24 protein-coding genes are annotated in these 23,353 nt (G+C 72.1%); 12 read left to right on the top strand and 12 right to left on the bottom strand.

Going from position 1 to position 23,353, the window contains the following annotated elements; translation table 11 throughout:
* The first annotated feature begins 20 nt into the window (after positions 1–20).
* From mce to O7615_RS18755, 3 genes are all read left to right on the top strand, one after another.
* Positions 21–488 (top strand): methylmalonyl-CoA epimerase, encoded by a 468-nt coding sequence (gene mce / locus O7615_RS18765; protein WP_278179008.1) that lies wholly within the window; start codon positions 21–23, stop codon positions 486–488.
* Positions 489–842: 354 nt separating this feature from the next.
* A complete protein-coding gene (locus O7615_RS18760) occupies positions 843–2,117 on the top strand; it encodes a DivIVA domain-containing protein (RefSeq protein WP_278179007.1) in 1,275 nt (424 codons plus the stop codon).
* Between the two features lie 167 nt (positions 2,118–2,284).
* A complete protein-coding gene (locus tag O7615_RS18755; protein WP_278179005.1) occupies positions 2,285–4,600 on the top strand; it encodes a hypothetical protein in 2,316 nt (771 codons plus the stop codon).
* Between the two features lie 77 nt (positions 4,601–4,677).
* On the opposite strand, the gene O7615_RS18750 is transcribed toward O7615_RS18755, so the two are convergent.
* On the bottom strand, positions 4,678–5,019 hold the full coding sequence (locus O7615_RS18750; protein WP_278179004.1) for a hypothetical protein: 342 nt from the start codon (positions 5,017–5,019) through the stop codon (positions 4,678–4,680).
* A 371-nt stretch (positions 5,020–5,390) separates the two neighbouring features.
* On the opposite strand from O7615_RS18750, the gene O7615_RS18745 reads away from it, so the two are divergent.
* From O7615_RS18745 to O7615_RS18735, 3 genes are all read left to right on the top strand, one after another.
* Positions 5,391–6,191 (top strand): helix-turn-helix transcriptional regulator, encoded by an 801-nt coding sequence (locus tag O7615_RS18745; protein ID WP_278179003.1) that lies wholly within the window; start codon positions 5,391–5,393, stop codon positions 6,189–6,191.
* The gene (locus tag O7615_RS18740; protein ID WP_278179002.1) at positions 6,182–6,364 is read left to right on the top strand and encodes a DUF397 domain-containing protein; all 183 of its coding nucleotides are present in this window, start codon (positions 6,182–6,184) and stop codon (positions 6,362–6,364) included. Before O7615_RS18745 ends, O7615_RS18740 begins: the two co-directional genes overlap by 10 nt.
* Positions 6,365–6,947: 583 nt before the next feature.
* Entirely contained in the window at positions 6,948–8,054 is a 1,107-nt protein-coding gene (locus O7615_RS18735) for an AI-2E family transporter (protein WP_278182139.1), read from the top strand.
* Between the two features lie 16 nt (positions 8,055–8,070).
* Here the strand turns inward: O7615_RS18735 and O7615_RS18730 are convergent, their stop codons facing one another.
* From O7615_RS18730 to O7615_RS18710, 5 genes are all read right to left on the bottom strand, one after another.
* Positions 8,071–8,880 carry an alpha/beta hydrolase gene (locus O7615_RS18730; RefSeq protein WP_278179001.1) on the bottom strand — a complete coding sequence of 270 codons (810 nt, stop codon included), beginning with the start codon at positions 8,878–8,880 and terminating at the stop codon, positions 8,071–8,073.
* A gap of 59 nt (positions 8,881–8,939) precedes the next feature.
* A complete protein-coding gene (locus O7615_RS18725; RefSeq protein ID WP_278178999.1) occupies positions 8,940–9,266 on the bottom strand; it encodes a hypothetical protein in 327 nt (108 codons plus the stop codon).
* 49 nt (positions 9,267–9,315) lie between these two features.
* Positions 9,316–10,992 (bottom strand): 3-hydroxybutyryl-CoA dehydrogenase, encoded by a 1,677-nt coding sequence (locus O7615_RS18720; RefSeq protein ID WP_278178997.1) that lies wholly within the window; start codon positions 10,990–10,992, stop codon positions 9,316–9,318.
* A gap of 126 nt (positions 10,993–11,118) precedes the next feature.
* A complete protein-coding gene (locus O7615_RS18715) occupies positions 11,119–12,183 on the bottom strand; it encodes an alpha/beta hydrolase (protein ID WP_278178995.1) in 1,065 nt (354 codons plus the stop codon).
* A gap of 203 nt (positions 12,184–12,386) precedes the next feature.
* Positions 12,387–12,935, bottom strand: a complete 549-nt coding sequence (locus tag O7615_RS18710; protein ID WP_278178994.1) for an FHA domain-containing protein — start codon at positions 12,933–12,935, stop codon at positions 12,387–12,389.
* A 169-nt stretch (positions 12,936–13,104) separates the two neighbouring features.
* On the opposite strand from O7615_RS18710, the gene O7615_RS18705 reads away from it, so the two are divergent.
* Positions 13,105–14,601, top strand: a complete 1,497-nt coding sequence (locus O7615_RS18705; RefSeq protein ID WP_278178993.1) for an aldehyde dehydrogenase family protein — start codon at positions 13,105–13,107, stop codon at positions 14,599–14,601.
* A 19-nt stretch (positions 14,602–14,620) separates the two neighbouring features.
* Here O7615_RS18705 and nucS read toward each other — a convergent pair whose 3' ends face one another.
* Entirely contained in the window at positions 14,621–15,280 is a 660-nt protein-coding gene (gene nucS, locus O7615_RS18700) for an endonuclease NucS (protein ID WP_278178992.1), read from the bottom strand.
* Positions 15,281–15,351: 71 nt separating this feature from the next.
* On the opposite strand from nucS, the gene O7615_RS18695 reads away from it, so the two are divergent.
* The 3 genes from O7615_RS18695 (at position 15,352) to O7615_RS18685 (ending at position 17,795) form a co-directional block, all read left to right on the top strand.
* Positions 15,352–15,972, top strand: coding sequence for a DUF4126 domain-containing protein (locus O7615_RS18695; protein ID WP_278182138.1), 621 nt, complete (start codon positions 15,352–15,354; stop codon positions 15,970–15,972).
* A 129-nt stretch (positions 15,973–16,101) separates the two neighbouring features.
* Positions 16,102–16,950 carry an ABC transporter ATP-binding protein gene (locus O7615_RS18690; protein ID WP_278178991.1) on the top strand — a complete coding sequence of 283 codons (849 nt, stop codon included), beginning with the start codon at positions 16,102–16,104 and terminating at the stop codon, positions 16,948–16,950.
* On the top strand, positions 16,947–17,795 hold the full coding sequence (locus O7615_RS18685; protein WP_278178990.1) for an ABC transporter permease: 849 nt from the start codon (positions 16,947–16,949) through the stop codon (positions 17,793–17,795). Before O7615_RS18690 ends, O7615_RS18685 begins: the two co-directional genes overlap by 4 nt.
* A 42-nt stretch (positions 17,796–17,837) precedes the next feature.
* On the opposite strand, the gene O7615_RS18680 is transcribed toward O7615_RS18685, so the two are convergent.
* On the bottom strand, positions 17,838–18,686 hold the full coding sequence (locus O7615_RS18680; protein ID WP_278178989.1) for a 3-hydroxyacyl-CoA dehydrogenase family protein: 849 nt from the start codon (positions 18,684–18,686) through the stop codon (positions 17,838–17,840).
* Between the two features lie 73 nt (positions 18,687–18,759).
* Positions 18,760–20,202 (bottom strand): UDP-N-acetylglucosamine 1-carboxyvinyltransferase, encoded by a 1,443-nt coding sequence (gene murA / locus O7615_RS18675; RefSeq protein WP_278178987.1) that lies wholly within the window; start codon positions 20,200–20,202, stop codon positions 18,760–18,762.
* On the opposite strand from murA, the gene O7615_RS18670 reads away from it, so the two are divergent.
* Both O7615_RS18670 and O7615_RS18665 read left to right on the top strand, forming a co-directional pair.
* Positions 20,201–20,773 (top strand): cob(I)yrinic acid a,c-diamide adenosyltransferase, encoded by a 573-nt coding sequence (locus O7615_RS18670; protein ID WP_278178986.1) that lies wholly within the window; start codon positions 20,201–20,203, stop codon positions 20,771–20,773. The two genes, murA and O7615_RS18670, sit on opposite strands and share 2 nt — an antisense overlap.
* A complete protein-coding gene (locus O7615_RS18665) occupies positions 20,749–21,162 on the top strand; it encodes a VOC family protein (protein WP_278178985.1) in 414 nt (137 codons plus the stop codon). The genes O7615_RS18670 and O7615_RS18665 overlap by 25 nt, the downstream gene beginning before the upstream one ends.
* A 314-nt stretch (positions 21,163–21,476) precedes the next feature.
* On the opposite strand, the gene O7615_RS18660 is transcribed toward O7615_RS18665, so the two are convergent.
* The 3 genes from O7615_RS18660 to O7615_RS18650 form a co-directional block, all read right to left on the bottom strand.
* The gene (locus O7615_RS18660; RefSeq protein WP_278178984.1) at positions 21,477–22,058 is read right to left on the bottom strand and encodes a hypothetical protein; all 582 of its coding nucleotides are present in this window, start codon (positions 22,056–22,058) and stop codon (positions 21,477–21,479) included.
* 467 nt (positions 22,059–22,525) lie between these two features.
* Entirely contained in the window at positions 22,526–22,981 is a 456-nt protein-coding gene (locus tag O7615_RS18655; RefSeq protein WP_278178983.1) for a DUF2550 domain-containing protein, read from the bottom strand.
* 12 nt (positions 22,982–22,993) lie between these two features.
* A complete protein-coding gene (locus O7615_RS18650; RefSeq protein ID WP_278178982.1) occupies positions 22,994–23,278 on the bottom strand; it encodes a F0F1 ATP synthase subunit epsilon in 285 nt (94 codons plus the stop codon).
* Positions 23,279–23,353 lie beyond the last annotated feature (75 nt).

Here is a 23,353-nt window from a genome sequence, read left to right as displayed (position 1 = left end):
TGTTCGGCCAGACTAGCGTCATGCCTGAGAACTCCCCCGCCGAGCCCGCTGCCGACTATGTCACAGACATCGGCCTGCGCCGCATCGACCATGTCGGGGTCGCGGTGGCCGACCTCGACGCCGCGATCGACTTCTATCAGCGGACGTTCGGGATGCGCTGTGTGCACACGGAGACGAACGCCGAACAGGGCGTCCGCGAGGCGATGCTGACGGTCGGGCCGACCGCCGAGGGCGGCTGCGTGCAGTTGCTCGCGCCGCTGACCCCGGAGTCGACCATCGCGAAGTTCCTCGACCGCAACGGTCCCGGGGTGCAGCAGGTGGCGTACACCGTGACCGACATCGACGCGGCCTGCGCGGCGCTCCGCGAACGCGGCCTCCGCCTGCTCTATGACACCCCCCGACGCGGCACCGCCAACTCCCGCATCAACTTCGTCCACCCCAAGGACGCCGGTGGCGTCCTCGTCGAACTGGTAGAGCCCGCCGCCTGACCCACCCCGATCTTGGTGCGGAAGCACCCCGGAGGGCGTTCCGTACCAAGATCGCCGGGCGCTGGCCTGACGGGGGAGGCATCGATGGCCATTCGGTGATCGTCGATTGGCTTTCCACACACCCGGGCCCGCGCCCATTCGTGTGATCGGGGCGGAGTGGAAACAAAGGACCGTCGGTACGCCCCGTGGCCCTTTTCCACGTCACGCTCCGTGCCATCCGGCTCGCCCCGGAGCTGGCAAGATCGCCCGTCGGCCCACCGGTTCCACCGTGGCGCAGAGTTGACCATGTAATGCCGACGGCAAAGGCCGGCACGCTCTTGCGAAGCACCCCGGGGGGTCTGCCAGTATGTCCCAATGCCCCAGCAGCAGTCCTCCCCTCTCGCGTTCTTCGATAACGCGAACTCGCAGCCAGATTTCACGGTTGGCCTGCGCGGATACAACACCGGTCAGGTCGACGACTTCATCGGCCGGCTGAACGCCGCGCTGAGTCAGGCCAACAAGGACCGCGCCGACGCCGAGCAGGCGCTCAACGACGCGCAGCGCCGGCTCCGGCAGTCCGAGCAGCGGCTCACGGCGCTTGAGCAGAAGCTCACCGACACCAGCAAGCAGCTGGAGGAGAACAGCCGGCCCACGCTGTCCGGCCTCGGCACCCGGGTCGAGCAGATCCTCCGGCTCGCCGAGGAGCAGGCCAACGACCACCGCAACGAGGCCAAGCGCGAGTCGGAGGGGATCCTCTCCGCCGCCCGCCTCGAAGCCCGGGAGATCACCGACAAGGCTCGCGCCGAGGCGGCGGCGATGAAGGCCACCGCCGAGCGGGAGGCGGGCAACCTCCGCACCGCCGCCGAGCGGGAGGCCGCCGAGGTGCGCGTCCAGGCGCGCCGCGAGGCCGACACGCTGCGCGCCGACGCCGACCGGGAGACCAAGCAGCTGCGTACGGTGACCGCCCACGAGGTCGCCGAGCTGAAGTCGACCGTCGAGCGGGAGGTGGCCACCCTGCGCGCCACCGCCGAGCGGGAGATCACCCAGCAGCGGGCCAAGGCCGCCCGCGAGGCCGAGGAGAAGCGCGCGGAGGCCACCAAGCTGCTCACCGACGCCCGCGACAAGCGCGACAAGGACCTCCAGGCCCTGGAGCTGCAGCTCGCCGAGCGGCGGGAGAAGGCCGAGCGCGAGGAGTCGGAGCGGCACGCCGCCCAGGTCGCGCAGACCCAGAAGCTGGTCAACGAGGCCGAGCAGCGGGCGCGGGCCGCGCAGGAGCGGGCCAAGGAGATCGAGCAGCGCGCCGAGGGCCGCCGGGTCGAGTCGGAGCGCACCGCCGTCGAGACGGTCGAGAAGGCCAAGGCGCTCGCCGAGCGTACGCTGAGCGAGGCCCGCGCCGAGTCGCAGCGCCTGCTCAACGAGGCCCGCACCGAAGCCGAGCTGACCACGCAGGCGGCCAGCCGCGAGGTCGAGGACCTCACCCGGCAGAAGGACGCGGTCACCGCCCAGCTCGTCCAGATCCGGTCCAGCCTCGCCGGCCTCGCCGGTCTCGTGCCGGGCGTGGCGGAAGCGGTCAAGCCGGAGGCCGCGAAGGCCGAGGCACCCAAGGCGGAGGGTACCGAGGAGCGGGTCGCCGCCGAGTCGACCAGCTGAGCCGCCGCTCGCACCGGGGCATGATCCACGGCGCGGGGCGAGACCGGGTGACCGGTCCCGCCCCGCGCCGCCCTGCGTTGCGCGGCCGTTTCGACAATCGGTGACGTGCGCCAAACGGTGGCGTCCGTATCGCCCCAGGAGGGGCCGATGCGTGTGAGGATGGGGGCATGTCGCACGGCGAGGAACTGTTCGCGCTCGGCGGGGACGTGACCACGGAGCCCAGCTTCGAGTCCGCTCTGCGGGGATACGAGAAACGGCAGGTCGACCGGTACGTCGCTCGTGCGGAGCACGAGATCGCGGCGCTGGCGGCGGAGCGGGAACAGGCCTACACACAGATCCACAAGCTGGCCGGTCAGGTCGAGGTGCTCCAGCGCGACCTGACCCAGGTGCGCAAGCAGATCGGTGTCGTCGACCGGGCGGCCTTCCGGCACCTCGGTCCACGGGTCGAGCAGATCCTCGCGCTGGCCGAGGAGCAGGCCGAGGACATCCTCGCCGGCGCGAACGAGGAGATCGAGGCGCGCCGGGCCACCGCCGAGCACATCATCGAAGAGGCCCGCGCGGAGGCCGCCAAGGCACTCAAGGACTTCGAGATCGCGCTGGCCTCCCGGCGCGCCGAGGAGGAGCGGCACGCCGCCGCACGGCGCGCGGAGGCGGAGGCCGCCAGCAGGGCGGCCAAGGAGGAGGCCGCTCGGCTCCGCAAGACCGCCCAGGAGGCGTTGGCCAGGGCCGAGCAGGAGGCCACCCACCTGCGGGACACCGCCAAGGAGATCCACTCCCGGGCCCAGCAGGAGGCCACCAAGCTGCGCGAGGCGGCCCGCGAGGCGCACGCCAACGCCCAGCAGGAGGCGACGCAGCTGCGCGACGCCGCCAAGGAGATGCACGCCAACGCCCAGCGGGAGGCCAAGCGCCTGGTCGACCAGGCCACCGAGGCCGGGCGGGCCACCCACGCCAAGGCCCAGCAGGAGGCCAAGCAGATCATCGACGACGCCGCCGAGGCCGGCCGCGCCGCCCGCAACAAGGCCCGCCAGGAGGCCGAGCGACTGACCGCCCAGGCCACCGAGGCGGCCAAGCGCACCCGCACCGACACCGAGGCGTACGCGCAGCGCATGCGCGGCGAGACCGAGGCGTACGTGCAGCACGCTCGTGCCCAGGCACAACAGGAGCTGGGCGCCTGGCGGGCCGGGGTCGAGAAGGAGGTCAACGGCCGACGGGCGGCGGCGGACCGGGAACTGGCCGAACGCACCGCGACCGCCGAACGCGAGTTCACCAGCCGCCGCACCGAGCTGGAGAAGCAGTACAAGGCACGCAACACCGAGCTGGACGAGCGGATCCGCGCCCGCACCGCCGAGGTGGACGAGCAGATCCACACCCGCACGGCCGAGTTGGAGGAGCAGGTCCGCAGCCGTACGGCCGAGCTGGACGAGCACATCCGCAGCCGCACCGCCGAGTTGGAGTCCGGGTTCGAGGCGCGCCGCACCGAGCTGGAGTCGGCGTACACCGCGCGGAGGAACGAGATCGAGCAGGGCGCCGACCAGGTCCGGCAGGCCGCCGAGCAGGAGGCCGCCACCGTCCGCGCGCAGGCCGAGGAGTACGCCGACGAGTTGCGGCGCGACGCCGAGGCCGAGTCGGTCACGAAGCGCCAGGAGGCCGACGAGTACGCCACCACCACCCGCCGCGAGGCAGACGAGCATGTCACCGCCACCCGCCGGGAGGCCGACGAGTACGTTGCCTCCTCGCGCCGGCAGTTCGAGGAGTACGCGGCCACCACCCAGCAACACCTGGCCACCACCCAGCAGCACCTGGCCGCGACGCAGCAGGAGGCGGCCGCCGGCCGGCAGCAGCTCGCCCAGGTGATGCTGGAGATCGCGAAGGCCCAGCAGCAGCTCGCCGACCTGCGCCAGGAGACCTGGAAGTCCCGGCAGGAGTCCGACGAGTTGCAGCGCAAGCTGCTCGACCTGCGCCGCCAGGCGCCGTCGACTCCCGACGGCCCGACCTCCCCGGCACCGGCCGGCACCGCCGCCCCCCGCCCCATCACCCCCGCCGGTGTCGGCGCGCCCGCCAACGGCGTACGCCTCGACGTGGGAGATGTCGCCGCGGTTCCGGCCGGCGCTGGCGCAGCCACCAACGGCGCACGCCCCGCCAGCGACAACGCCGTGGTGCTGCCCACCGCAGCCTCTGCCGACGGTGCCGTCCCGGCGACGAAGCCGGCCGACGGCGCGGTTCCGGCGACGAAGCCGGCCGCCGAGCCGGTCACCACGGTCGAGGACCCGGCGGCGAAGCCGGCCGACGAACCGGCCACCGTCGATGGCGGCACCGCCAGCGCCGGAGTGGACGGCGAGCCGACCGTGGCCGCCGTACCGGGCGAGGGTGGCCGGGGCGCCACCCCGACGAAGATCACCAGCACCGGCGAGAACGGCAAGCGGCCGACCAAGCCGACCACCGACGAGCGCAGTGCCAAGCCGAGCAAGGTCACCTCAGACTGAGCCCGAGCCCTGCCCACCCCGCCCCCCGCCCCCACGCCCGACACTCACGGCAGCACCGCGCACACGGCAGCACCGCGTTACGGCAGCTCTGGACGATGCACGGTGGGCCGGCGCGACGCGCCCCAGGCGACGAACCGGTTGAACAGCGCGGTGGGCTCCGGGCCGCCGTGCGGGTTGAGCTGATAGAGATCCCGCATCGCCTCGTACATCAGCCCGGCGAGATAGATCGCCAGGCCGACGTTGTTGCCGTCGTACTCCCGCCGGAGCAGTAGTCGTGCCTCCCCGCAGGGCCAGGGCTGCCCGTCGGCGCGGCAGCACCAGGTCGGCCGGAGCGGGGTGTGCGGAGGGCGCCCACCGGCGACGCGTGGACGCTCGGGACGAGGTCCATCGCCCGGTGTCGGCAGTCGGGTACTGATCACGGCTGCCCGCCGAGCGTCTGCCGCTGCTGGCGTTGCGGCAGGACGGGCAGGATCTGCGTCGGGCACTGGTACCACTGGCTGCGCACATCGACCTCCCTCGGGAATCTTTGGGTGCATCTATTGCTGCTCCAGCGACAACAGATGCACCCAAAGCGGCTGGATGGGGCCGCCCGCACTCGGGGGAAGCCGGGCGGCCCCGGCCAGGACCGGCCCGCGCCCTCCTCGGCAGCGGACCAGCCCGGCATGGGTGACAGTTTGGTGAGGGCGGCACTACTGTCGGAAGGCATCGAGGCTGGTCGTAGGGGTGCTTCGAAGCCGGAAGATCGCTTGGGAATGCCGAGCGATTCTCGACCCTTGATTGTGGAGGCATTGTGGAGGAGTCGACGGCGGACCTGATCCGGGCACAGTTCCGCCGGCTGCGGGTCGCCGCCGGGCTGAGTCAGGAGGAGTTCGGCAAGCAGGTGCACTACTCGGCCTCGATGGTCTCCGCCGTCGAGACGGGCACCCGGCCGTACGACCGGCCGTTGCTCGCCCGCGCCGACGAGGTGCTGCGCTCCGGCGGGCTGCTGGTGTCGCTGCTGCGGATCGCCGAGCGGGAGGGGCAGCCCTCGTGGTTCCTGCCCTGGCTGGACGCCGAACGTTTGGCCCGGCAGCTCAGGATCTTCCAGCCGACGCTGATCCCGGCGCTGCTCCAGACCGAGGGCTACGCCCGCGCGGTGATTCGCTGCGACGACCTGCTCAGCGACGAGGAGGTGGAGAAGCGGGTCGCCGCCCGGCTGGATCGGCAGGCCATCCTCACCCAGCCGGACCCGCCCCAGCTCATCGCGGTCATCGACGAGGCCATGCTGCACCGGCGGGACGAACGCTTCCGCGCACTCATGGTGCACCAGATCGAGCACCTGATCGCCTGCGCCGAACGGCCGAACGTCAGCATCCACGTGATCCCGCTCAGCGTCGGGCTGCACGTCGGTTTGTCCGGACCGTTCTCGCTGGCCCGGGGCGTGGACGGGGGCTGGGTGGCCATCATGGAGAACCAACTGACCGCCTCGCCGACCGACGGCGAGGCGGACCTGGCTACGCTGTTGGCGCGCTGGGAGACGGTGCGCAACGAGGCGCTGTCCCGCCAGCAGTCGATCGAACTCCTCAAGGAAGTGGCGAAGTCATGGACCTGACCGGCGCGACCTGGCGCACCGCCACCCGCAGCGGAAACACCGACTGCGTCGAGGTCGCCGACAACCTGCCCGGCGTGGTCGCGGTCCGCGACAGCAAGGACCGGCAGGGGCCGGTGCTCGCCTTCACCCCGCAGACCTGGCGCTCCTTCGTCACCCACGTCAAGCGCCACTGAGCCGAGCCGCGCCGCCGTCACCCCGTCACGCGCGGCCGTTGAGCCGGTCTTGCCTCCACAGCCGGCACGGACACCGCAGCGGTAGAGACCTCGACACCACGAGACGACGCATCCGCTGGCCCGGTCCGCCACCCGGCACTACCCTGCCGATCAGGACCCACCGGCTGCCGACGCCGGACGGGCCGGCACGGCTCCGGCGCACCCCGCCGGGCCCGAACGGGGAGGCCGGATGACGCAGGACAGACCGGAGCAGCCCGGCGCACGGCAGCCCACCACAGACCAACCCAAGCTGGACCAGCCCGGCACGGACCAGCCCGAGGCAGAGCAGCCCGGCACGGACCAGCCCACCACCGACCAGCCCGACACGGACCGACCCACAGCAGACCAGCCCACCGCCCACCAGCCCGAGGCAGACCAGCCCGACACGGACCGACCCGCAGCAGACCACCCCACCACCCACCAGCCCAAGGCGGACCAGCCCGGCACGGGCCAGCGCGGGGCCGAGCAGCCGGGGACGGCACCGTCCGGGGCGGAGCGGCGGGGGGCGACGGGAGGCGGCAGCGAGGACACGGAGGCGGCGGCGCTGGTGGCGGAGGAGACGTCGGCGGTCGGGGCACCGCAGCGGCCGACGAACGGGGAGTCCGGGCGGTTCGGTACGCCGGGGCGGCCGCTGCGGCGTAACAGCTTCCTGGTCGGCTTCACCGGCGCGCTCGGCGTGCTGCTCGCGTACGTCGTCTATCTGGGCCTGCGCAACGCGGCCGGGATCCTGGTCCTGGTGGTCATCGCACTGTTCCTCGCGGTGGGCCTGCACCCGGCGGTGGTCAAGTTGCGTTCCTGGGGGTTGCCGCGCGGGCTGGCGGTGGCGCTGGTCGTGCTGACCCTGCTGGCGCTGCTGAGCGCCGGGGTGCTGGCGCTGGTGCCGCCGATCGTGACGCAGTCGGGGCAGTTCATCGAGCAACTGCCGAGCTACGTGGAGTCGCTGCGCCGCAACGAGACGGTCAACGAGCTGGTCGAGCGGTTCGATCTGATGCGCCGGGTCCAGGAGGCGGCCAGCGCGGACGTGGTCGGCCGGGCCCTGGGCGGTGTGCTCGGCGGCGCCCAGTTGGTCTTCGGCACGGTCTTCCGGGTGCTGACCGTGCTGGTGCTGACGATCTACTTCCTGGTCTACTTCGACCGGCTGCGCGACCTCGGGTACGCGCTGGTGCCGCGCTCCCGCCGGGAGCGGGTGCAGCTGATCGGCGACGAGATCCTCACCAAGGTCGGGGCGTACATGGTCGGCGCGCTCGCCATCGCGGTGCTGGCCGGCGCGACGACCTTCGTGTTCGCGCTGGTCGTGGGCCTGCCGTACCCGTTCGCGCTGGCCGTGGTCGTCGCGGTGACCGACCTCATTCCGCAGATCGGCGCGACCCTCGGCGCGGTGATCGTCAGCCTGGTCGGCTTCGCCACCGAACCGTCGATCGGCATCGCCTGCGTGGTCTTCTTCGTGGTGTACCAGCAGATCGAGAACTACCTCATCTATCCCAAGATCATGCGACGGTCGGTGCACGTCAACGAGGTGGCCGCGCTGGTCGCCGCGCTGCTCGGGGTGTCCCTGGTGGGGGTGATCGGCGCGCTGATCGCCATCCCGACGGTGGCCGCCGTCCAGCTCATCCTGCGCGAGGTGATCATCCCGCGCCAGGATGCCCGCTGACCGGTGCCGGCGGCGCTCACTCGGCGCGGCGCTGCGGCGGCCCCGCCACCGGTGTGTCGGCGAAGGCGGCCACCGTGCGGTCGGCGTACGCGCTGGCGTCGCCGGTCTCCATCGGGCCGTCCCAGGTGCTCGGCAGCGGCACCGCCACCGCCGGGTTGACCCGCCGGACCACCTCGTCCAGGGCGGTCTCGGCGTCACCGACCCAGAGGTGCTTCGCACCGGGTACGCCGACCACCTCGGCCTGTGGCACCGCCGCGAACCGCTCGCGGGCCTGTTCCGGGCGCAGGTAGTCGTCGAACTCCGGCACCAGCGCGGTCAGCGGCTTGCCCGACTCGGCCCACTGGGCCAGATCGGGCGCACCGGCGAAGCGCAGTGGCGGGGAGAGCAGGATCGCGCCGGTCACCGCCGGGTCGCAGCCGTAGCGCAGCACCAGGTCGGTGCCGAACGACCAGCCGAGCAGCCAGACGTTCGGCAGCTCGTGGAACTCGGCGTACTCGATGGCGGCGGCGACGTCGAAGCGCTCGCCCACGGCCGAGTCGAAGGTGCCCTCGCTGGTGCCGCGCACGCTGCTGGTGCCCCGGGTGTTGAACCGGAGCACGGCCAGGTCGGCCAGCGCCGGCAGCCGCCAGGCCGCCTTGCGGAAGACGTGGCTGTCCATCATCCCGCCGTGGGTGGGCAGCGGGTGCAGGCAGACCAGGGTGGCCGCCGGCTCCCGGTCCACCGGGCGGGCCAGCTCGCCGACCAGGCGCAGGCCGTCCGCGGTGTGCAGCTCGATGTCCTCCCGGTGCCCGGGCAGGATGGACGACGCGCGGATCGGTGTGCTCATGCCTTCAGTCTGCCCCGGCCCGGCCCGGCCGTAACGAAGGGCCCCTTGATGGCCACGCCTCAGCCGTGCCGGGGCGCACCGCGACCGCGCTGGATCACCGGGGCCCGCCGGTCGCGGGCCCGCCAGCAGCCGCTGTGCCAGTGCCGCCGGTCGGTGAGGTCACCCCGACCGTCCGCCGGCCAGGCGACCACGTGCGCCACCCCGGGACGGATCTCCTGGTCACACCCGGGGCAGCGGTACGTCTTGGCCGACGCGCCGCCGCTGATCCCGCGCACCTGCCAGTCGCCGTCGCGCCACTGCTGCACCGCCGCGACGCCGTGCCGGGCACGCTCGGCGTCCAGGCGTTCGGCGTCGTCACGGCGGGGACGGTTGCGACGAGGGCTCACGTCATCCAGCGTACGGTCGGATCTCGGGGGCCGGCCGGCGGCGCACCCGTCAGGGGCGGGCGTGGTCGCGGAAGCCGCGGCCCGCCCTGCGGCCCAGGTAGCCCGCCGTGACCAGGTGCTCCAGCAGCGGGACCGGGGCGAGGCCGGGCTCTCGCACGGCGCGGTACAGCTCCCGCTGGATGGCCAGCGCCACGTCCAGGCCGACCGCGTCGAGCAGCTCGAACGGGCCCGTCGGGTAGCCGCAGCCCAGCTTCATCGCGTGGTCGATGTCGTCGGCGGTGGCGTAGCTGGCCTCCAGCATCCGCACGGCGTCGTTGAGGTACGGGAACAGCAGCGCGTTGACGATGAAACCGGACCGGTCGGCGCAGACCACCCCGGTCCTGCCGAGGGCGGCACAGACCGCGCTGGCGGTGGCGGTGGTCTTCGCCGAGGTGCGGATCGTCCGCACGATCTCCACCAGCGGCGTCGTCGGGGCGGGGTCGAAGAAGTGCAGCCCCACCACGTCGGCCGGGCGCTGGGTGGCCATCGCCAGCTCGATCACCGGCAGCGCGGAGGTGGTGCTGGCCAGCACGACGCCCGGCTTGCAGACCTCGTCCAGGCTGGCGAAGAGCGCCTGCTTGACGCTCAGCTCCTCGGCCACCGCCTCGACCACCAGATCGACGTCGGCCAGGTCTTCCAGCGTCGCCGCCCCCTCGGTCACCGCGACGACGTCGTAACCGGCCTGGGCGAAGACCTCGACGATCCCGGTGGCCAGCGGGCCGGAGCCCACCACGCCGACCGTCGCAACTTCCCGGGCGCCGTCGGCCGGCGCCGGCGCCGCCGTGGCCGGCGTCTGCTCGTCCGGTACGACCTTCGGTGAGCCGGGCTGCTCGTAGGTGTAGAACCCCCGGCCGGACTTCCGCCCGAGCAGCCCGGCGGTCACCAGCTGCCTGAGCAGCGGCACCGGGGCGTGCCGGCGGTCCCGGCCACCGCGCCGGTACATGGTCTCCAGGATCTCGTACGCGGTGTCCAGCCCGATCAGGTCCAGCAGCGCCAGCGGACCCATGGGCAGCCCGCCGCCGAGCTTCATCGCGGCGTCGATGTCCTCGCGGGTGGCGTAGCGGGACTCGACCATGCCGACCGCCTGGTTGAGGTAGCCGAAGAGCAGCGCGTTGGCGATGAAGCCGGCCCGGTCGCCGATGGTCACGTCGACCTTGCCGAGCCGCGCGCAGAGCGCCGCCACGTCTGCCACCACGTCGGCGGCGGTGACCACCGTACGCACGACCTCGACCAGCCTCATCACCGGCGCGGGGTTGAAGAAGTGCATGCCGATCACCTGGTGGGGGCGGGCGGTGGCCACGGAGATCTCGGTGACGCTCAACGAGGAGGTGTTGGTGGCGAGGATCGCCTCGGGCTTGCAGACGCGGTCCAGCTCGCCGAAGATCCGCCGCTTGAGGTCGAGGCGCTCGGGTGCCGCCTCGATCACCAGGTCCACCGAGTGCAGCGCGTCCAGCCCGACGACGAAGTCGACCCGGGCCAGCAGGGCGTCCCGGTCGGCGACGGCGAGCTTGCCCCTGGCCACCGCGCGGTCGGTCGAGCCGGTCAGGTTGGCCCGCCCGCGGTCCAGGGCGGCATCGGAGATCTCCACGGCGACCACGTCGATGCCGTTGCGGGCGAAGACCTCGACGATGCCGGCACCCATGGTGCCCAGACCCACCACACCCACGCTGGTGAACTCCCGCGCCACGACCCCGCCTCCCCTTGTCCACACCGACCCGGCCGAACATGAACGACCCCTAAGGTATGCACGCGAGTCTGCCACCCTCACCCCGCACGTGAGGTCTCACCCCCTGGCCCCACCGATGGCGAAAGGTCAGGGTGCGGTGGTGGGGGTGGTGAGGGCTAGTAGTTCGGCGGCGAACTCTGCTGGGCGTTCGAGGTGGGGGGTGTGTCCGCAGCCGGGCAGCGCCACCTCGCGGTAGCTGCCGCCGGCGGCGGCGTACCGGTCGAGCACCGCGCGGGTCTGCCCGATCATCGGCTGTGGCGGGCACTCGTCCGGTCCGGGCCAGCCGGGCACCACGCCCAGCGCGCCCAGCTGCGCCAGGTCGAACAGGGACGTGTCGGAGACGATCACGTCGGCGTCGCCGCGGATCCAGGTCACCGGCGGCTTGGGCGTCACGGCGAGCAGTTCCTCGGCGATCCGGAAGTGCGTCGGGGCGAGCGCGTTGAGCACGCCGCGCCGGCCCGGTGCGCTGCCCGGCCAGTGCGGCGACTCCACCGCGTCGCCGGGGTAGTTGTCCGGGCCGGTCGAGGTGGAGAGCACGCTGTCGAGCAGCAGTTCCTCGTCGTCGCCGAGGCAGGACGGGTCCGCCACGTACGCGGCCCGCAGCACGCTGCGGGGGCTGGTTCGCGCCTCGGCGCTGCGGTCACCGGCGGCCAGTCGGGCGACGAAGTCGGCGTTCGCCGTACCGGCGCCGGTGCCGGCGAAGTCCGGCGTGGTCGGGGTGCCCGCGAGATCCCGGGTGCCGCCGAAACCGTACGGCGACACCGGCGCCGCGAGCAGCAGCCCGGCCACCCGGTCGGGGTGGTCGACCAGCAGCCGCATCGCCACTCCCCCGCCGAGCGAGTGGCCGACCACCACGGGCCGGGCACCCTCGGCGAAGAGGGTCGGCTCGTCGAGCAGCGCCGCCACGTCGTCGGCGAAGTCGGTCAGGCCCCGGCCGGCGTCCACCGGGGCCGCCTGCGTGGCGCCGTAGCCGCGCAGATCCGGCGCCACCACCCGCAGCGTCTCGGGCAGCCGCCGTACCAGCGGCTCCCAGAAGGCGGCCGACGAGCAGTTGCCGTGCACGAGCAGCACCGGTACACCCTCGACGGGGCCGGCCACCCGGAAGGCCTGGGCGATCCCGTTCGCGGTGACGACGTGCTGCTCGGTCTTCATTGCGGCATGGTGCCACGACCGGCACCGCCGGTCCATGTGCCCGCCATCCACGAACCGGACCCGGCGCATGGCGGCCACCACCGACCGACCTCGGCGATTACCACCGATCGTCCGGCAGACAGCGGCGGGCGACCGGCGGGCAACGACGGACGTCCCGGCGGGGAACGACGAGCCCCGGCGGCCAGCGGCGGGCGTCCCGGCGGTCAGCGGGGAGTGCCGGCGGCGACCGCAGCCGTGACCGGAGCACCGGCCTTCCCGCGGGCCACCGGCGCGACCGCGACGGGCAGCGGCAGGGTCGGTCGCCGCTCCTGGCGGCACAGCTCGAAGCTCAGGCTCACCGGGTCGGTCCGGGCCACTCCCGGGTCGAAGAATCTCAGCTCGGTGCGGCCGATCCGGATCACATCGCCGTCGGTCAGGCGGGCCACGCCGGTGGTCCGGAGGTCGTTCACCCAGGTGCCGTTGGTGGACCCGAGATCCACCACGGAGACCCCCTCACCGGCCAGCCAGATCTCGGCGTGCCGCCGGCTCAGGTGTGGATCGTGCACGACGATGTCGACCGCCGGGTCACGGCCGATCACCTGCGGCCGCTGGAGCAGCCGGAAGCCCAGCCCGCGCATCGGCCCCGCGGCCACCGTCAGCAGCGGCATCAGTTGCGGATGTTCCTCCATGGACAGTCGCCCCTCCACCCCGTGCGGCCACCCCCGGCCAGCCTGCCGTCGCTGGGTGGTGGCCTCCACCGCCCAGTCGGGCACCTATGAGTGACCAGGAGAATACCCTCCGCTCACCCCTTCCGGCGAGGTACGCGACGACACCATCGAGTCGACGCCAGGGGTTCATCCGACCCGACCGCCCACGGGCCGGGTGATTCGCCCCGTTACGACACCCTTACCAGCGAGTAGTTTCCGGGTCTAGACTTCCGACATGACGGCTGTACGACTCCCCGGCATCCCGCAGATCGAGGGCGACCATCTGATCTCGACCAGCCCGGCCACGGGCGACGAGGCGGGCCGCGTGCCGGTCGCCACGACGGTGGACGTCGAACGCGCCGTCGAGCGGGCCCGGGCCGCCGGCCAGTGGTGGGCGGCGCTCGGCTTCACCGGACGGCGGGAGCGGCTGCTGCGCTGGCGACGGCTGCTCGCCCAGCGGATGGAACAGCTGGCGGAGCTGATGCACGCCGAAGGCGGCAAGCCGGTCGCCGACGCCCTCGTGGAGATCGTGACCGCCGTGGAGCACGTCGACTGGGCGGCCCGCAACGCCCACCGGGTGCTCGGCCCGCGCCGGGTCCGCTCCCGGCTCGTCCTGGCCGAGTTCTCGGCCCATCTGGAATACCAGCCGCACGGCGTGGTCGGCGTCATCGGCCCCTGGAACTATCCAGTCTTCACCCCCATCGGCTCCATCGCGTACGCGCTGGCGGCCGGCAACGCGGTCGTCTTCAAGCCCAGCGAGTACACCCCGGTCATCGGCCAGTGGCTCGTCGACAGCTTCGCCGAGGTGGTGCCCGAGCAGCCCGTGCTCATCACGGTCCACGGGCTCGGCGACGTCGGCGCGGCGCTGTGCCGCGCCGGTGTCGACAAGCTCGCCTTCACCGGCTCGACGGCCATCGCGAAGAAGGTGATGGCCGCCTGCGCCGAGTCGCTGACCCCGGTGCTGCTGGAGGCCGGCGGCAAGGACGCCATGATCGTGGACGCGGACGCCGACCTGGATGCCGCCGCCGAGGCGTGCGTCTGGGGCGCGATGACCAACGCCGGGCAGACCTGCATCGGCATCGAGCGGGTCTACGTCGTGGAGCCGGTCTTCGACGCGTTCGTCGACAAGGTGGTCGAGCGCGCCGGCCGCCTCACCGTCGGTCCCGACGACGCGGACGTCGGCCCGATCACCATGCCGAGTCAGCTCGGCGTCATCCGACGACACATCGAGGACGCGCTGGCGCGCGGCGGCCGCGCGGTGCTCGGCGGGCCGGACGCGGTGCGCCCGCCGTACGCCCACCCGACCGTTCTGGTGGAGGTGCCGGAGGATGCCGCCGCCGTACGCGAGGAGACCTTCGGCCCGACCGTGACCATCAATCGGGTCCGCACCGCCGACGAGGCCCTCACCCGCGCCAACGCGCTGCCGTACGGGCTGGGTGGTTCGGTCTTCGGTCAGCGGCGCGCGGTCGCCATCGCCCGGCGGCTGCGCTCCGGCATGGCATCGATCAACTCGACCCTCACCTTCGCCGGCATGTCCACGCTGCCGTTCGGCGGCGTCGGCGACTCGGGCTTCGGCCGGATCCACGGCGAGGACGGGCTGCGCGAGTTCGGCCGGGCCAAGGCGGTCACCCGTCGCCGGGCCCGCTCACTGCTGCCCTCCACCACGTTCGAGCGCACCCCGGCCGACCTCGCCCGCCTCGTGAAGGCGGTCAAGATGCTCTACGGCCGCTGACGACCCGTAGAGCCGCGCCCTAGAAGAGGGTCAACTCGTCGCGCTCGATGCCGCGTAGCCGGTGGTAGTCCACCACCACGCAGCGGATCCCCCGATCGGTGGCGAGCACCCGGGCCTGCGGCTTGATCTCCTGCGCGGCGAAGACCCCGGCGACCGGGGCGAGCAGCGGGTCCCGGTTGAGCAGTTCGAGGTAGCGGGTGAGCTGCTCCACGCCGTCGATCTCACCACGGCGCTTCACCTCGACCGCAACCGTGCCCTGGTCGGCGTCCCGGCAGAGCAGGTCGACCGGGCCGATGGCGGTCATGTACTCGCGGCGGACGAGGGTGAACCCCTCGCCCAGGGTCTCCGGGTTGGCCGCCAGCAGCTCCTGTAGGTGCGCCTCGACGCCGTCCTTGCGCAGCCCGGGGTCGACACCCAGGTCGTACGACGTGTCCTGGAAGATCTCCTCCAGGGTGATCCGCAGCTCCTCGCCGGCCTTGTTGACCACCCGCCAGACGCCGGGGGCCTCCTCCAGCCGGCACGGCGGGCTCATCCAGTTCAACGGCTTGTACGCCCGGTCGTCGGCATGGATCGAGACCGACCCGTCCGCCTTCACCATCAACAGCCGGGTCGCCGGCGGCAAGTGGGCCGAGAGCCGTCCGACATAGTCCACCGAGCACTTCGCAATCACCAACCGCACCCGACGAGGGTAGCGGAGCCGCCGGGCATCGCCGCCGAGCGCCGCTGGCGTGCCGGTGCGATGCTGAGATGGTGCTCGAAGTCCTCACCGGTACCGGCCTCGCCGCCTCGGCGGGCCTGAACGCCTACATCCCGCTCCTGATGATGGGTCTGCTGGCCCGGTTCACCAGCTTCATCGACCTGCCCGGCAGCTGGCAGTGGCTCGGCAACGAGTGGGTGCTGGGCATCCTCGCGGTGCTGCTGGCCGTCGAGGTCGTCGCGGACAAGGTCCCCGTGGTGGACCACATCAACGACGTGGTGCAGACCGTGGTCCGGCCGACCGCGGGCGGCCTGGCCTTCGGCGCCGGGTCGGCCTCCGACACCGTCACCGTGACCGACCCGGACAGCTTCTTCGCCGGCGGCGGCCAGTGGCTCCCGGTGCTGGTCGGTGTGCTCATCGCGCTCGGCGTGCATCTGCTCAAGTCGGCCGCCCGGCCGGTCATCAACGCGACCACGGCCGGCCTGGGCGCACCGGTGGCGAGCACCGCCGAGGACGCCACCAGCGTGGTCATGTCGCTCGTGGCGATCATCCTGCCGGTGCTGGTGCTGGCGTTCCTGGTCGGGTTCGTGCTCTTCCTCCCCTGGTTGCTGCGCCGCCGGTCGGAGCGACGCCGGGAGCGGCAGGCCGCGCGCGAGGCGGGCTTCCGGGTCTGATCCGGTACGCCGGGCCTGCCCGCGCCTCCGGCGGCCCGGCCGGTTCCGCCGGCGCGACCCGCCCCCGGTGACGGGCACCACCACCCCCGGTGCGGACGGCGGATGACGGCGGGCCGCACACTTGACGGCATGAGTGACGACGTCGCGATCCACGTCCGGGGGTTGCGCAAGGCGTACGGCGACACCGTCGCGGTGGCCGGGCTGGACCTGGACGTCTTCCGGGGCGAGGTGTTCGCCCTGCTCGGGCCGAACGGCGCCGGCAAGACCACCACCGTGGAGATCCTGGAGGGCTACCGCCACCGGGACGGCGGCGAGGTGCGGGTACTCGGCAGCGACCCGGCACACCCGGCCCGTCACTGGCGGGAGCAGGTCGGCATCGTCTTCCAGGGCACCGGCGAGTTCGACGAGCTGTCCGTCGCCGAGGTGGTGCATCACTTCGCCGGCTTCTACGCCGACGCCGAGGACCCGGACAAGGTGATCGAACGGGTCGGGCTGGCCGCCAAGGCCCGCGCCCGTACGCACACCCTCTCCGGCGGGCAGAAGCGCCGCCTCGACGTGGCGCTCGGCATCATCGGCCGACCGGAACTGCTCTTCCTGGACGAGCCGACCACCGGTTTCGACCCGGAGGCCCGGCACGAGTTCTGGGACCTGATCCGGGACCTCTCCGCCGCCGGCACCACCATCGTGCTCACCACGCACTACCTGGACGAGGCCGAGGCGCTCGCCGACCGGGTCGGCGTGATCGCCGGCGGCCGGCTGATCGAGGTCGCCGCCCCCAACCGGCTCGGTAACCGGCAGGAGGCGCTGGCCACCGTCTCCTGGCGTACGCCGGACGGCACGCCCGACAGCGCGGAGAGCGCGACGCCGACGGCGCTGGTGGCGGAACTCGCCGCGCGGTTCGGCGGCGAGGTGCCCGGCCTGACCGTCGCCCGGCCCACCCTGGAAGACATCTACCTGAAGATGATCGGACACCGATGACCACCACGACGAAGCCCGCGGCCCCGGTCGCCGCCGCCCACCCGGCCCGCCGGCTCGGGCCGGTCAGCCTCGCCCTGCGCCAGGGGCGGCTGGAGATCCGGCAGTTCCTGCGCAGCCGGGAGTCCGTCGTGTTCACGCTGGGCTTCCCGCTCATCATGGTGCTGATCTTCGCCTCGATCTTCGACGAGGAGATCGCGCCCGGGGTGAGCTACACGCAGTACTTCATCACCGGCATGATCGCGACCGGCCTGATGACGGTCAGCTTCCAGAACCTCGGCATCTGGATCCCGATCGAGCGGGACCGGGGCGTGCTCAAGCGCTACCGGGGCACGCCGATGCCCAAGTGGGTCTGGTTCGCCGGCAAGGTAATCATGGTGCTGGTGATCGGTGTGCTGATGACCGCCCTGCTGCTCGCCGTCTCGACGGCCCTGTTCGACCTGGACCTGCCGGCCACCGGGACGGCCTGGCTGACCTTCGGCTGGGTCAGCGCGCTGGGGATCACCGCCTGCACCCTCTGCGGCATCGCGATCACGTCGCTGGCCCGCACCGCCCGCAGCGGCTCGGCGGTGGTCACCCCGATCGCGCTGGTGCTCCAGTTCATCTCCGGGGTGTTCTTCCTCTTCACCAACCTGCCGACCTGGATGCAGCAGGTGGCGGCCCTCTTCCCGCTCAAGTGGATGTGCCAGGGGCTGCGGGCCGTCTTCCTGCCGGAGAGCTTCGGCGCCCAGGAGCCCGGCGGCTCGTTCGAGCTGACCCGGGTCGCCCTGGTGCTCGGCGCCTGGTGCGTGATCGGCCTGGTGCTCTGCCTGACCACCTTCCGCTGGACCACCAGCCGCGACGGCTGACCGGTGGCGGGGAAGGGCACCGAGAGGGCCCTTCCCCGTCGCTCAGTAGGAGTAGAAGCCCCGGCCGGTCTTGCGGCCCAGGTCACCGGCCGCGGCCATGCGCTGGAGCAGCTCCGGCGGAAAGAACTTCTCGTCGGCGGTGTCGGTGTAGATGTTCTTCGTGGCGTTGAGCAGCACGTCCACGCCGGTCAGGTCGACCGTGGCCAGCGGGCCCATGGCGTGCCCGAAGCCGAGCTTGCAGGCGGTGTCCAGGTCCTCGGCGGAGATGACGCCCGACTCGACCAGCCGGATCGCCTCCATGGCCAGGGCGCTGATCAGCCGGGTGGTGACGAAGCCGGCGATGTCCCGGTTGACCACCACGACGGTCTTGCCGATCTCCTCGGCGAACGCCTTCGCCGCGTCCAGGGTGGCGTCGCTGGTCTTGTAGCCACGGACCAGCTCGCAGAGCCTCATCATCGGCACCGGGGAGAAGAAGTGGGTGCCCACGACCGCCTCCGGACGCTCGGTGACCGCCGCGATCTGCGTCACCGGGATGGCCGAGGTGTTGGTGGCCAGGACGGCGTCCGCCCTACAGATCTTGTCCAGCGCGCGGAACACCTCGTGCTTGATCTCCAGTCGCTCGAAGACCGCCTCGACCACGATGTCCGCGTCGGCCGCCGCTTCCAGGTCGGTCGTCGGGGTGATCCGCCCGAGCGCCGCCTCGACGTCGGCCGCGTCGATCCTGCCCTTCTCGGCGAACTTCGTCAGCGACTTCCGGATGCCGTCCACGCCGCGCCGCGTCGCCGCGTCGTCCAGGTCCCGCAGTGTCACCTGCCAGCCTGCCTGCGCTGCCACCTGTGCGATGCCTGAGCCCATCAGCCCGGCGCCGACGACCGCGAGTCGACCCGCCATCTGCCTCTCCCTCGCTGCGATTGAGTGTCTGCCTGCACCCTAATCGGCGAGCCTGAACGACGGCTAAGGCGGCTCAGATGGTCAGCTCCGGCTCCTCCGGTGCGGTGGCCCGCTCGACCTCGATGCCCAGCGCCCGCAGGTCGGCCACGAAGTCCGGGTAGCCCCGATCGACGTGGTGCACGTGGGACACCTCGGTCACCCCGTCGGCGCAGAGCCCGGCGATGATCAGCCCGGCGCCGGCCCGGATGTCGGTCGCGCGTACCGGTGCGCCGGAGAGCCGCTCCCGCCCGCGTACCACCGCGTGATGCCCGTCGGTGTTGATGTCCGCGCCCAGCCGCATCATCTCGTTGGCGAACATGAACCGGCCGTCGAAGATGTTCTCGGTGATCAACGAGGCGCCTTCGCTGAGCGCCGCGAGCCCGATCGCCATCGGCAGCAGGTCGGTGGCGAAGCCCGGGTAGGGCAACGTCACCACGTCCACCGCCCGGGGCCGGTCGTCCATGCGTACCCGGAAGGCGTCCGCCCGGGTCTCGACCAGGCCGCCGGCCGCGACCAGCTTGTCCAGCGCGACCTCCAGGAACGCCGGGTCGAGGCCGGTCACGGTGACGTCGCCGAGGGTCATCGCCGCGCCGAAGGCCCAGGTCCCGGCGACGATCCGGTCCCCCACCGTGGCGTGCCGGACCGGCCGCAGCCGGGGTACGCCGACGATGGTGATGGTGGACGTGCCCTCACCGTCGATCAGCGCGCCCATCCGCTGAAGCATCGTGCAGAGGTCGACGATCTCGGGCTCGCGGGCGGCGTTGTCGATCACGGTGGTGCCGTCGGCCAGCACCGCCGCCATGATCAGGTTCTCGGTCGCGCCGACGCTGGGAAAGTCCAGCACGATCTCCGCACCGCGCAGGCCGTCGGGCGCGGAGGCGATCACGAAGCCGTGCTCGCCGCAGGTCTCGGCGCCCATCCGGGTCAGCCCGGAGATGTGCATGTCCAGGCCCCGCGAGCCGATCGCGTCGCCGCCCGGGTGGGCGACCCGCACGTACCCGCGCCGGGCCAGCAACGGGCCGAGCACGCAGATCGACGCGCGCAGCCGGCGGACCAGGTCGTAGTCGGCCTCGACCCCCGGTTGCTCCGGCACGTCGATGGTGACCGAACGGGATCGGGCCACCCCGCCGACGGTGACCATCGGGTCCACCGGATCGTCGGCGTCGAACCGTACGCCGCAGCCGAGGCGGCGCAGCACCTCGCCCATGATCGCGATGTCGGTGATCCGGGGAACGTTGGTGATCACGCTGCGGCCGGGGGCGAGCAGCGCGGCGGCCATCAGCTTCAGCGCCGAGTTCTTCGCACCGACCACGTGCACGGTGCCGGCGAGCCGGGCGCCGCCGCGTACCCGGATGACATCGACGTCGGCGACCGCGGCGTCACCCGCGTCGCCCGGACCGACCCCGGCGGACCACCCCGAGCCGGCGTCCGGCCGCGCCGGGATCGTCAGGTCCGGTATCCGTAGGCTGTGCGTCATGGCCGTCCACCTCACGCGCATCTACACCAAGGCCGGCGACGCCGGCATGACCAGGCTGAGCAACAACGAGCAGGTGCCGAAGAACGATCCACGGATCGCCGCGTACGCCGACGTGGACGAGTGCAACGCCGCGATCGGCGTGGCGCTCGCCCTCGGCCAGCTCGACGATGGACTGCGGGCGGTGCTGGGGACGATCCAGAACGACCTGTTCGACGTGGGCGCCGACCTGTCCACCCCGGTCGAACCGGAGCCGAAGTATCCACCGCTGCGGGTCACGGAGGAGTACGTCGAGCGCCTTGAGGGCTGGTGCGATGAGTACAACGCGCGCCTGAGCAAGCTCGACTCCTTCATCCTCCCCGGCGGCACCGCGGGCGCGGCGCTGCTGCACGCGGCGCGGACGATCGCCCGGCGCGCCGAGCGGTCGGCATGGGCCCTCGTCACCCACGACCCCGACCGGACCAGCCACCTCCCGGCAAAGTATCTCAACCGGCTGTCGGACCTGCTCTTTATCCTGGCAAGAACGGCAAATCCCGGCGGAGACGTGCTATGGGTGCCGGGCGGAGCCCGTTGACGGTCGGAGCACTGCACCACGTGGAGGTCTGGGTACCCGACCTGGCCGCCGCGATACGCAGTTGGGGCTGGCTCCTCGGCCAGTTGGGCTGGACGTCCTTCCAGCAGTGGCCGAACGGCCATTCCTGGCGACTCGGCCCGACGTACCTCGTGCTGGAGGAGTCACCCGCACTCTCCGGCCGCCGCCACGACCGGCTCGCCCCGGGGCTCAACCACCTGGCCTTCCACGCCGGCCCACCCGCCGCCGTGGACCGACTCACCGAGCAGGCCCCGGCGTACGGCTGGCAGTTGCTCTTTCCCGACCGCCACCCGCACGCCGGCGGGCCGCAGACGTACGCCGCGTACCTGGCCGACGGGCAGGGGTACGAGGTGGAGCTGGTGGCTTCCTGAGCGGGGTCGGGTTGGGGTTGGGGTTGGGCTGGCGGTGGCTGGGCTTGAGGGCTGGGGGCGACCGTGCCCGGCTCCGGGCGGTCAGGCTTGATCCCTGCGCCGGGCACGGTCGCCCCCAGCCCGTCGTGGTCGTTGGCCGTACGGCCGCTCAGGTGGTAGTGGGAGTGATTCTTTGGGCTGGGTTGGGTTGGGTCTGCTTGGGTTTGCTTGCTCGTGGCGGGGGGACGCCGCTGGCCGGCACCCATCCGGGTGCCGGCCAGCGGTTTCCTGCTCCCCCTGTGGAGGAATGTCTATCGGGTCAACTGCTCCCGTTGTCAGCTGTTCCAGTGCTCGGCTACCAGATCGGCGGCCAGCTGCTCCCACTGCGCGTAGTGATCCGGGAACGCCGACACCTGCACCGTCTGCGCGGCCACGGTCAGCGGCATGTCCTGCCAGCCGTCGACCTGCTTCAACCCCTTCAGGAACGCCAGGGTCGAGTACTCCGGGTCGGTGATCTGCTCCACCGTGCCCCAACCACTGGACGGACGCTGCTGGAACAGACCCTGCGAATCGTGGTCGTTGCGGTCACCCAGGTGACCCAGGTTCTCCAACTTCGACTCCTGCAACGCCGTACCGATCGCCACCACGGCGGCACGCTCATCCATGTCAGTCTTCTTCGTCGCCGCGATGATCGCCTTCACGTTGCCGACCTGCTCATCGGAGAGGTCGATGCGCGACTGGGCGCCCTGCACACCATGCGGGATCAGCGTGCTCATATCCGGCTTGTCAGCCTGCACCACAGTCGTGGCACCCGCCAGCGGACCCTCCGCGAACGCGGCAACCGGACCAGCAACCAGCCCACCAGCACACGCCACACCAGCAACACCCAGCACCGTCTTACGCAACATCGAGTTCATGACAAGCTCCATTCGGGGGTCGACGCACACCGACCAAGGGGGGACCGGACATGCGCAAGCACCGTCAGGCGCCCAAACAAAAAAGGGGGAAAGAAGACCTGCTCGGCGCGCGGGGCCAACAGAGCCACACCACCGCGCCAGACCATGTACAACGACCGACCGGCCCGGGCCATTCCCCGACCCCGACCCACCCGCCACACCGGGCGTCCTCCTCGGCCGTTCAGGGGTGTACAACCACCCCCACCCCCCAGCCATTCCGGCCCGGGAGTGACCCCGACCACCCGCGAACCGGACATCGCGCGTCGATCGGCGCACACGGGTGCAGAGCTCGGACGGTTTACCGTTCTACGGCCCCCGCCCGCCGCTGGGTCACGGGTTGCGGCAACTTGGGGGCATCGCGTGGGTGGGAAGGCCCCAGTTGCCGCATGTCGTGGCTCGGCCAGCCGAGGCGCCGGCCCGGCGGTGCGTCAGGCGGCCGGCCAGTCCTGGGAGGCCATACGCGGCGAGACCGCCCCCGGAGGGGCGGCCTCGAGCCAGGAGAGAAACCCGGTGACGGTGGATCGTGCCATGGCGATCTCGACCGGGGCGTGTCGACTGGTACAGCGGAGGATGATCCAGTCGGCCGGCATGGACATCCGTTCCTGCGCTTCGGGCAGTCGCCGTCGCTCCACCGTCAGCCCTTCGCGGGAGAGCACCCGCTTGGGGCGTACGGCGAAACTGAACATCCGGTACCAGCGGAGTTCGTCGCCGACGAAGCGGCCGAAACCGGGTGCCCAGCCGCGGCCGTCGAGCATGGTGGAGGTCCGCACGCTGAGCCGGATGATGCCCCCGCTACGGGTGACCAGAGCCCGCCGGATGAAGAGGAACAGGATCGCGCCGAGGACCACGGCGACGCCGATTCCGATCCCTTCGACGATCTCCATCGGCGGGTCGGCTCAGTTGCCCGCAGCGGCGGAGGCCGGGGTGGCGTTCTCGGCCAGCACGGTCACACCCCGCTCGCTCACCGACAGGAACCCGCCGGCCACCTCGTAGGTGAGCTGCTCGCCCCCGGGGAGCTTGATGCGCACCTGGCCGGGCTCGGCGAGCTGGCCGAGCAGGGGCGCGTGCCCCGGCAGCACGCCCAGCTCACCCTCGGTCGTCCGGGCCATGACCATCTCGGCCTTGCCCGACCAGACCTTTTCCTCGACGGCCACGAGCTGGACGTTAAGCTGCTCTGCCACGCTGTCTCCTTGCTGAGGCGGCGGATTGGGAAAGTCTAGTCCCGTACCGGACGTGTTCTTCAGGCGGGTGCCGAG

Origin of the sequence: Micromonospora sp. WMMD1082 (assembly GCF_029626175.1) — a bacterium.
In the GTDB taxonomy this organism is placed as follows: Bacteria; Actinomycetota; Actinomycetes; order Mycobacteriales; family Micromonosporaceae; genus Micromonospora.
Note: the sequence above shows the minus strand (reverse complement) of the source record. Positions and strands in the feature narration are given on the sequence as shown.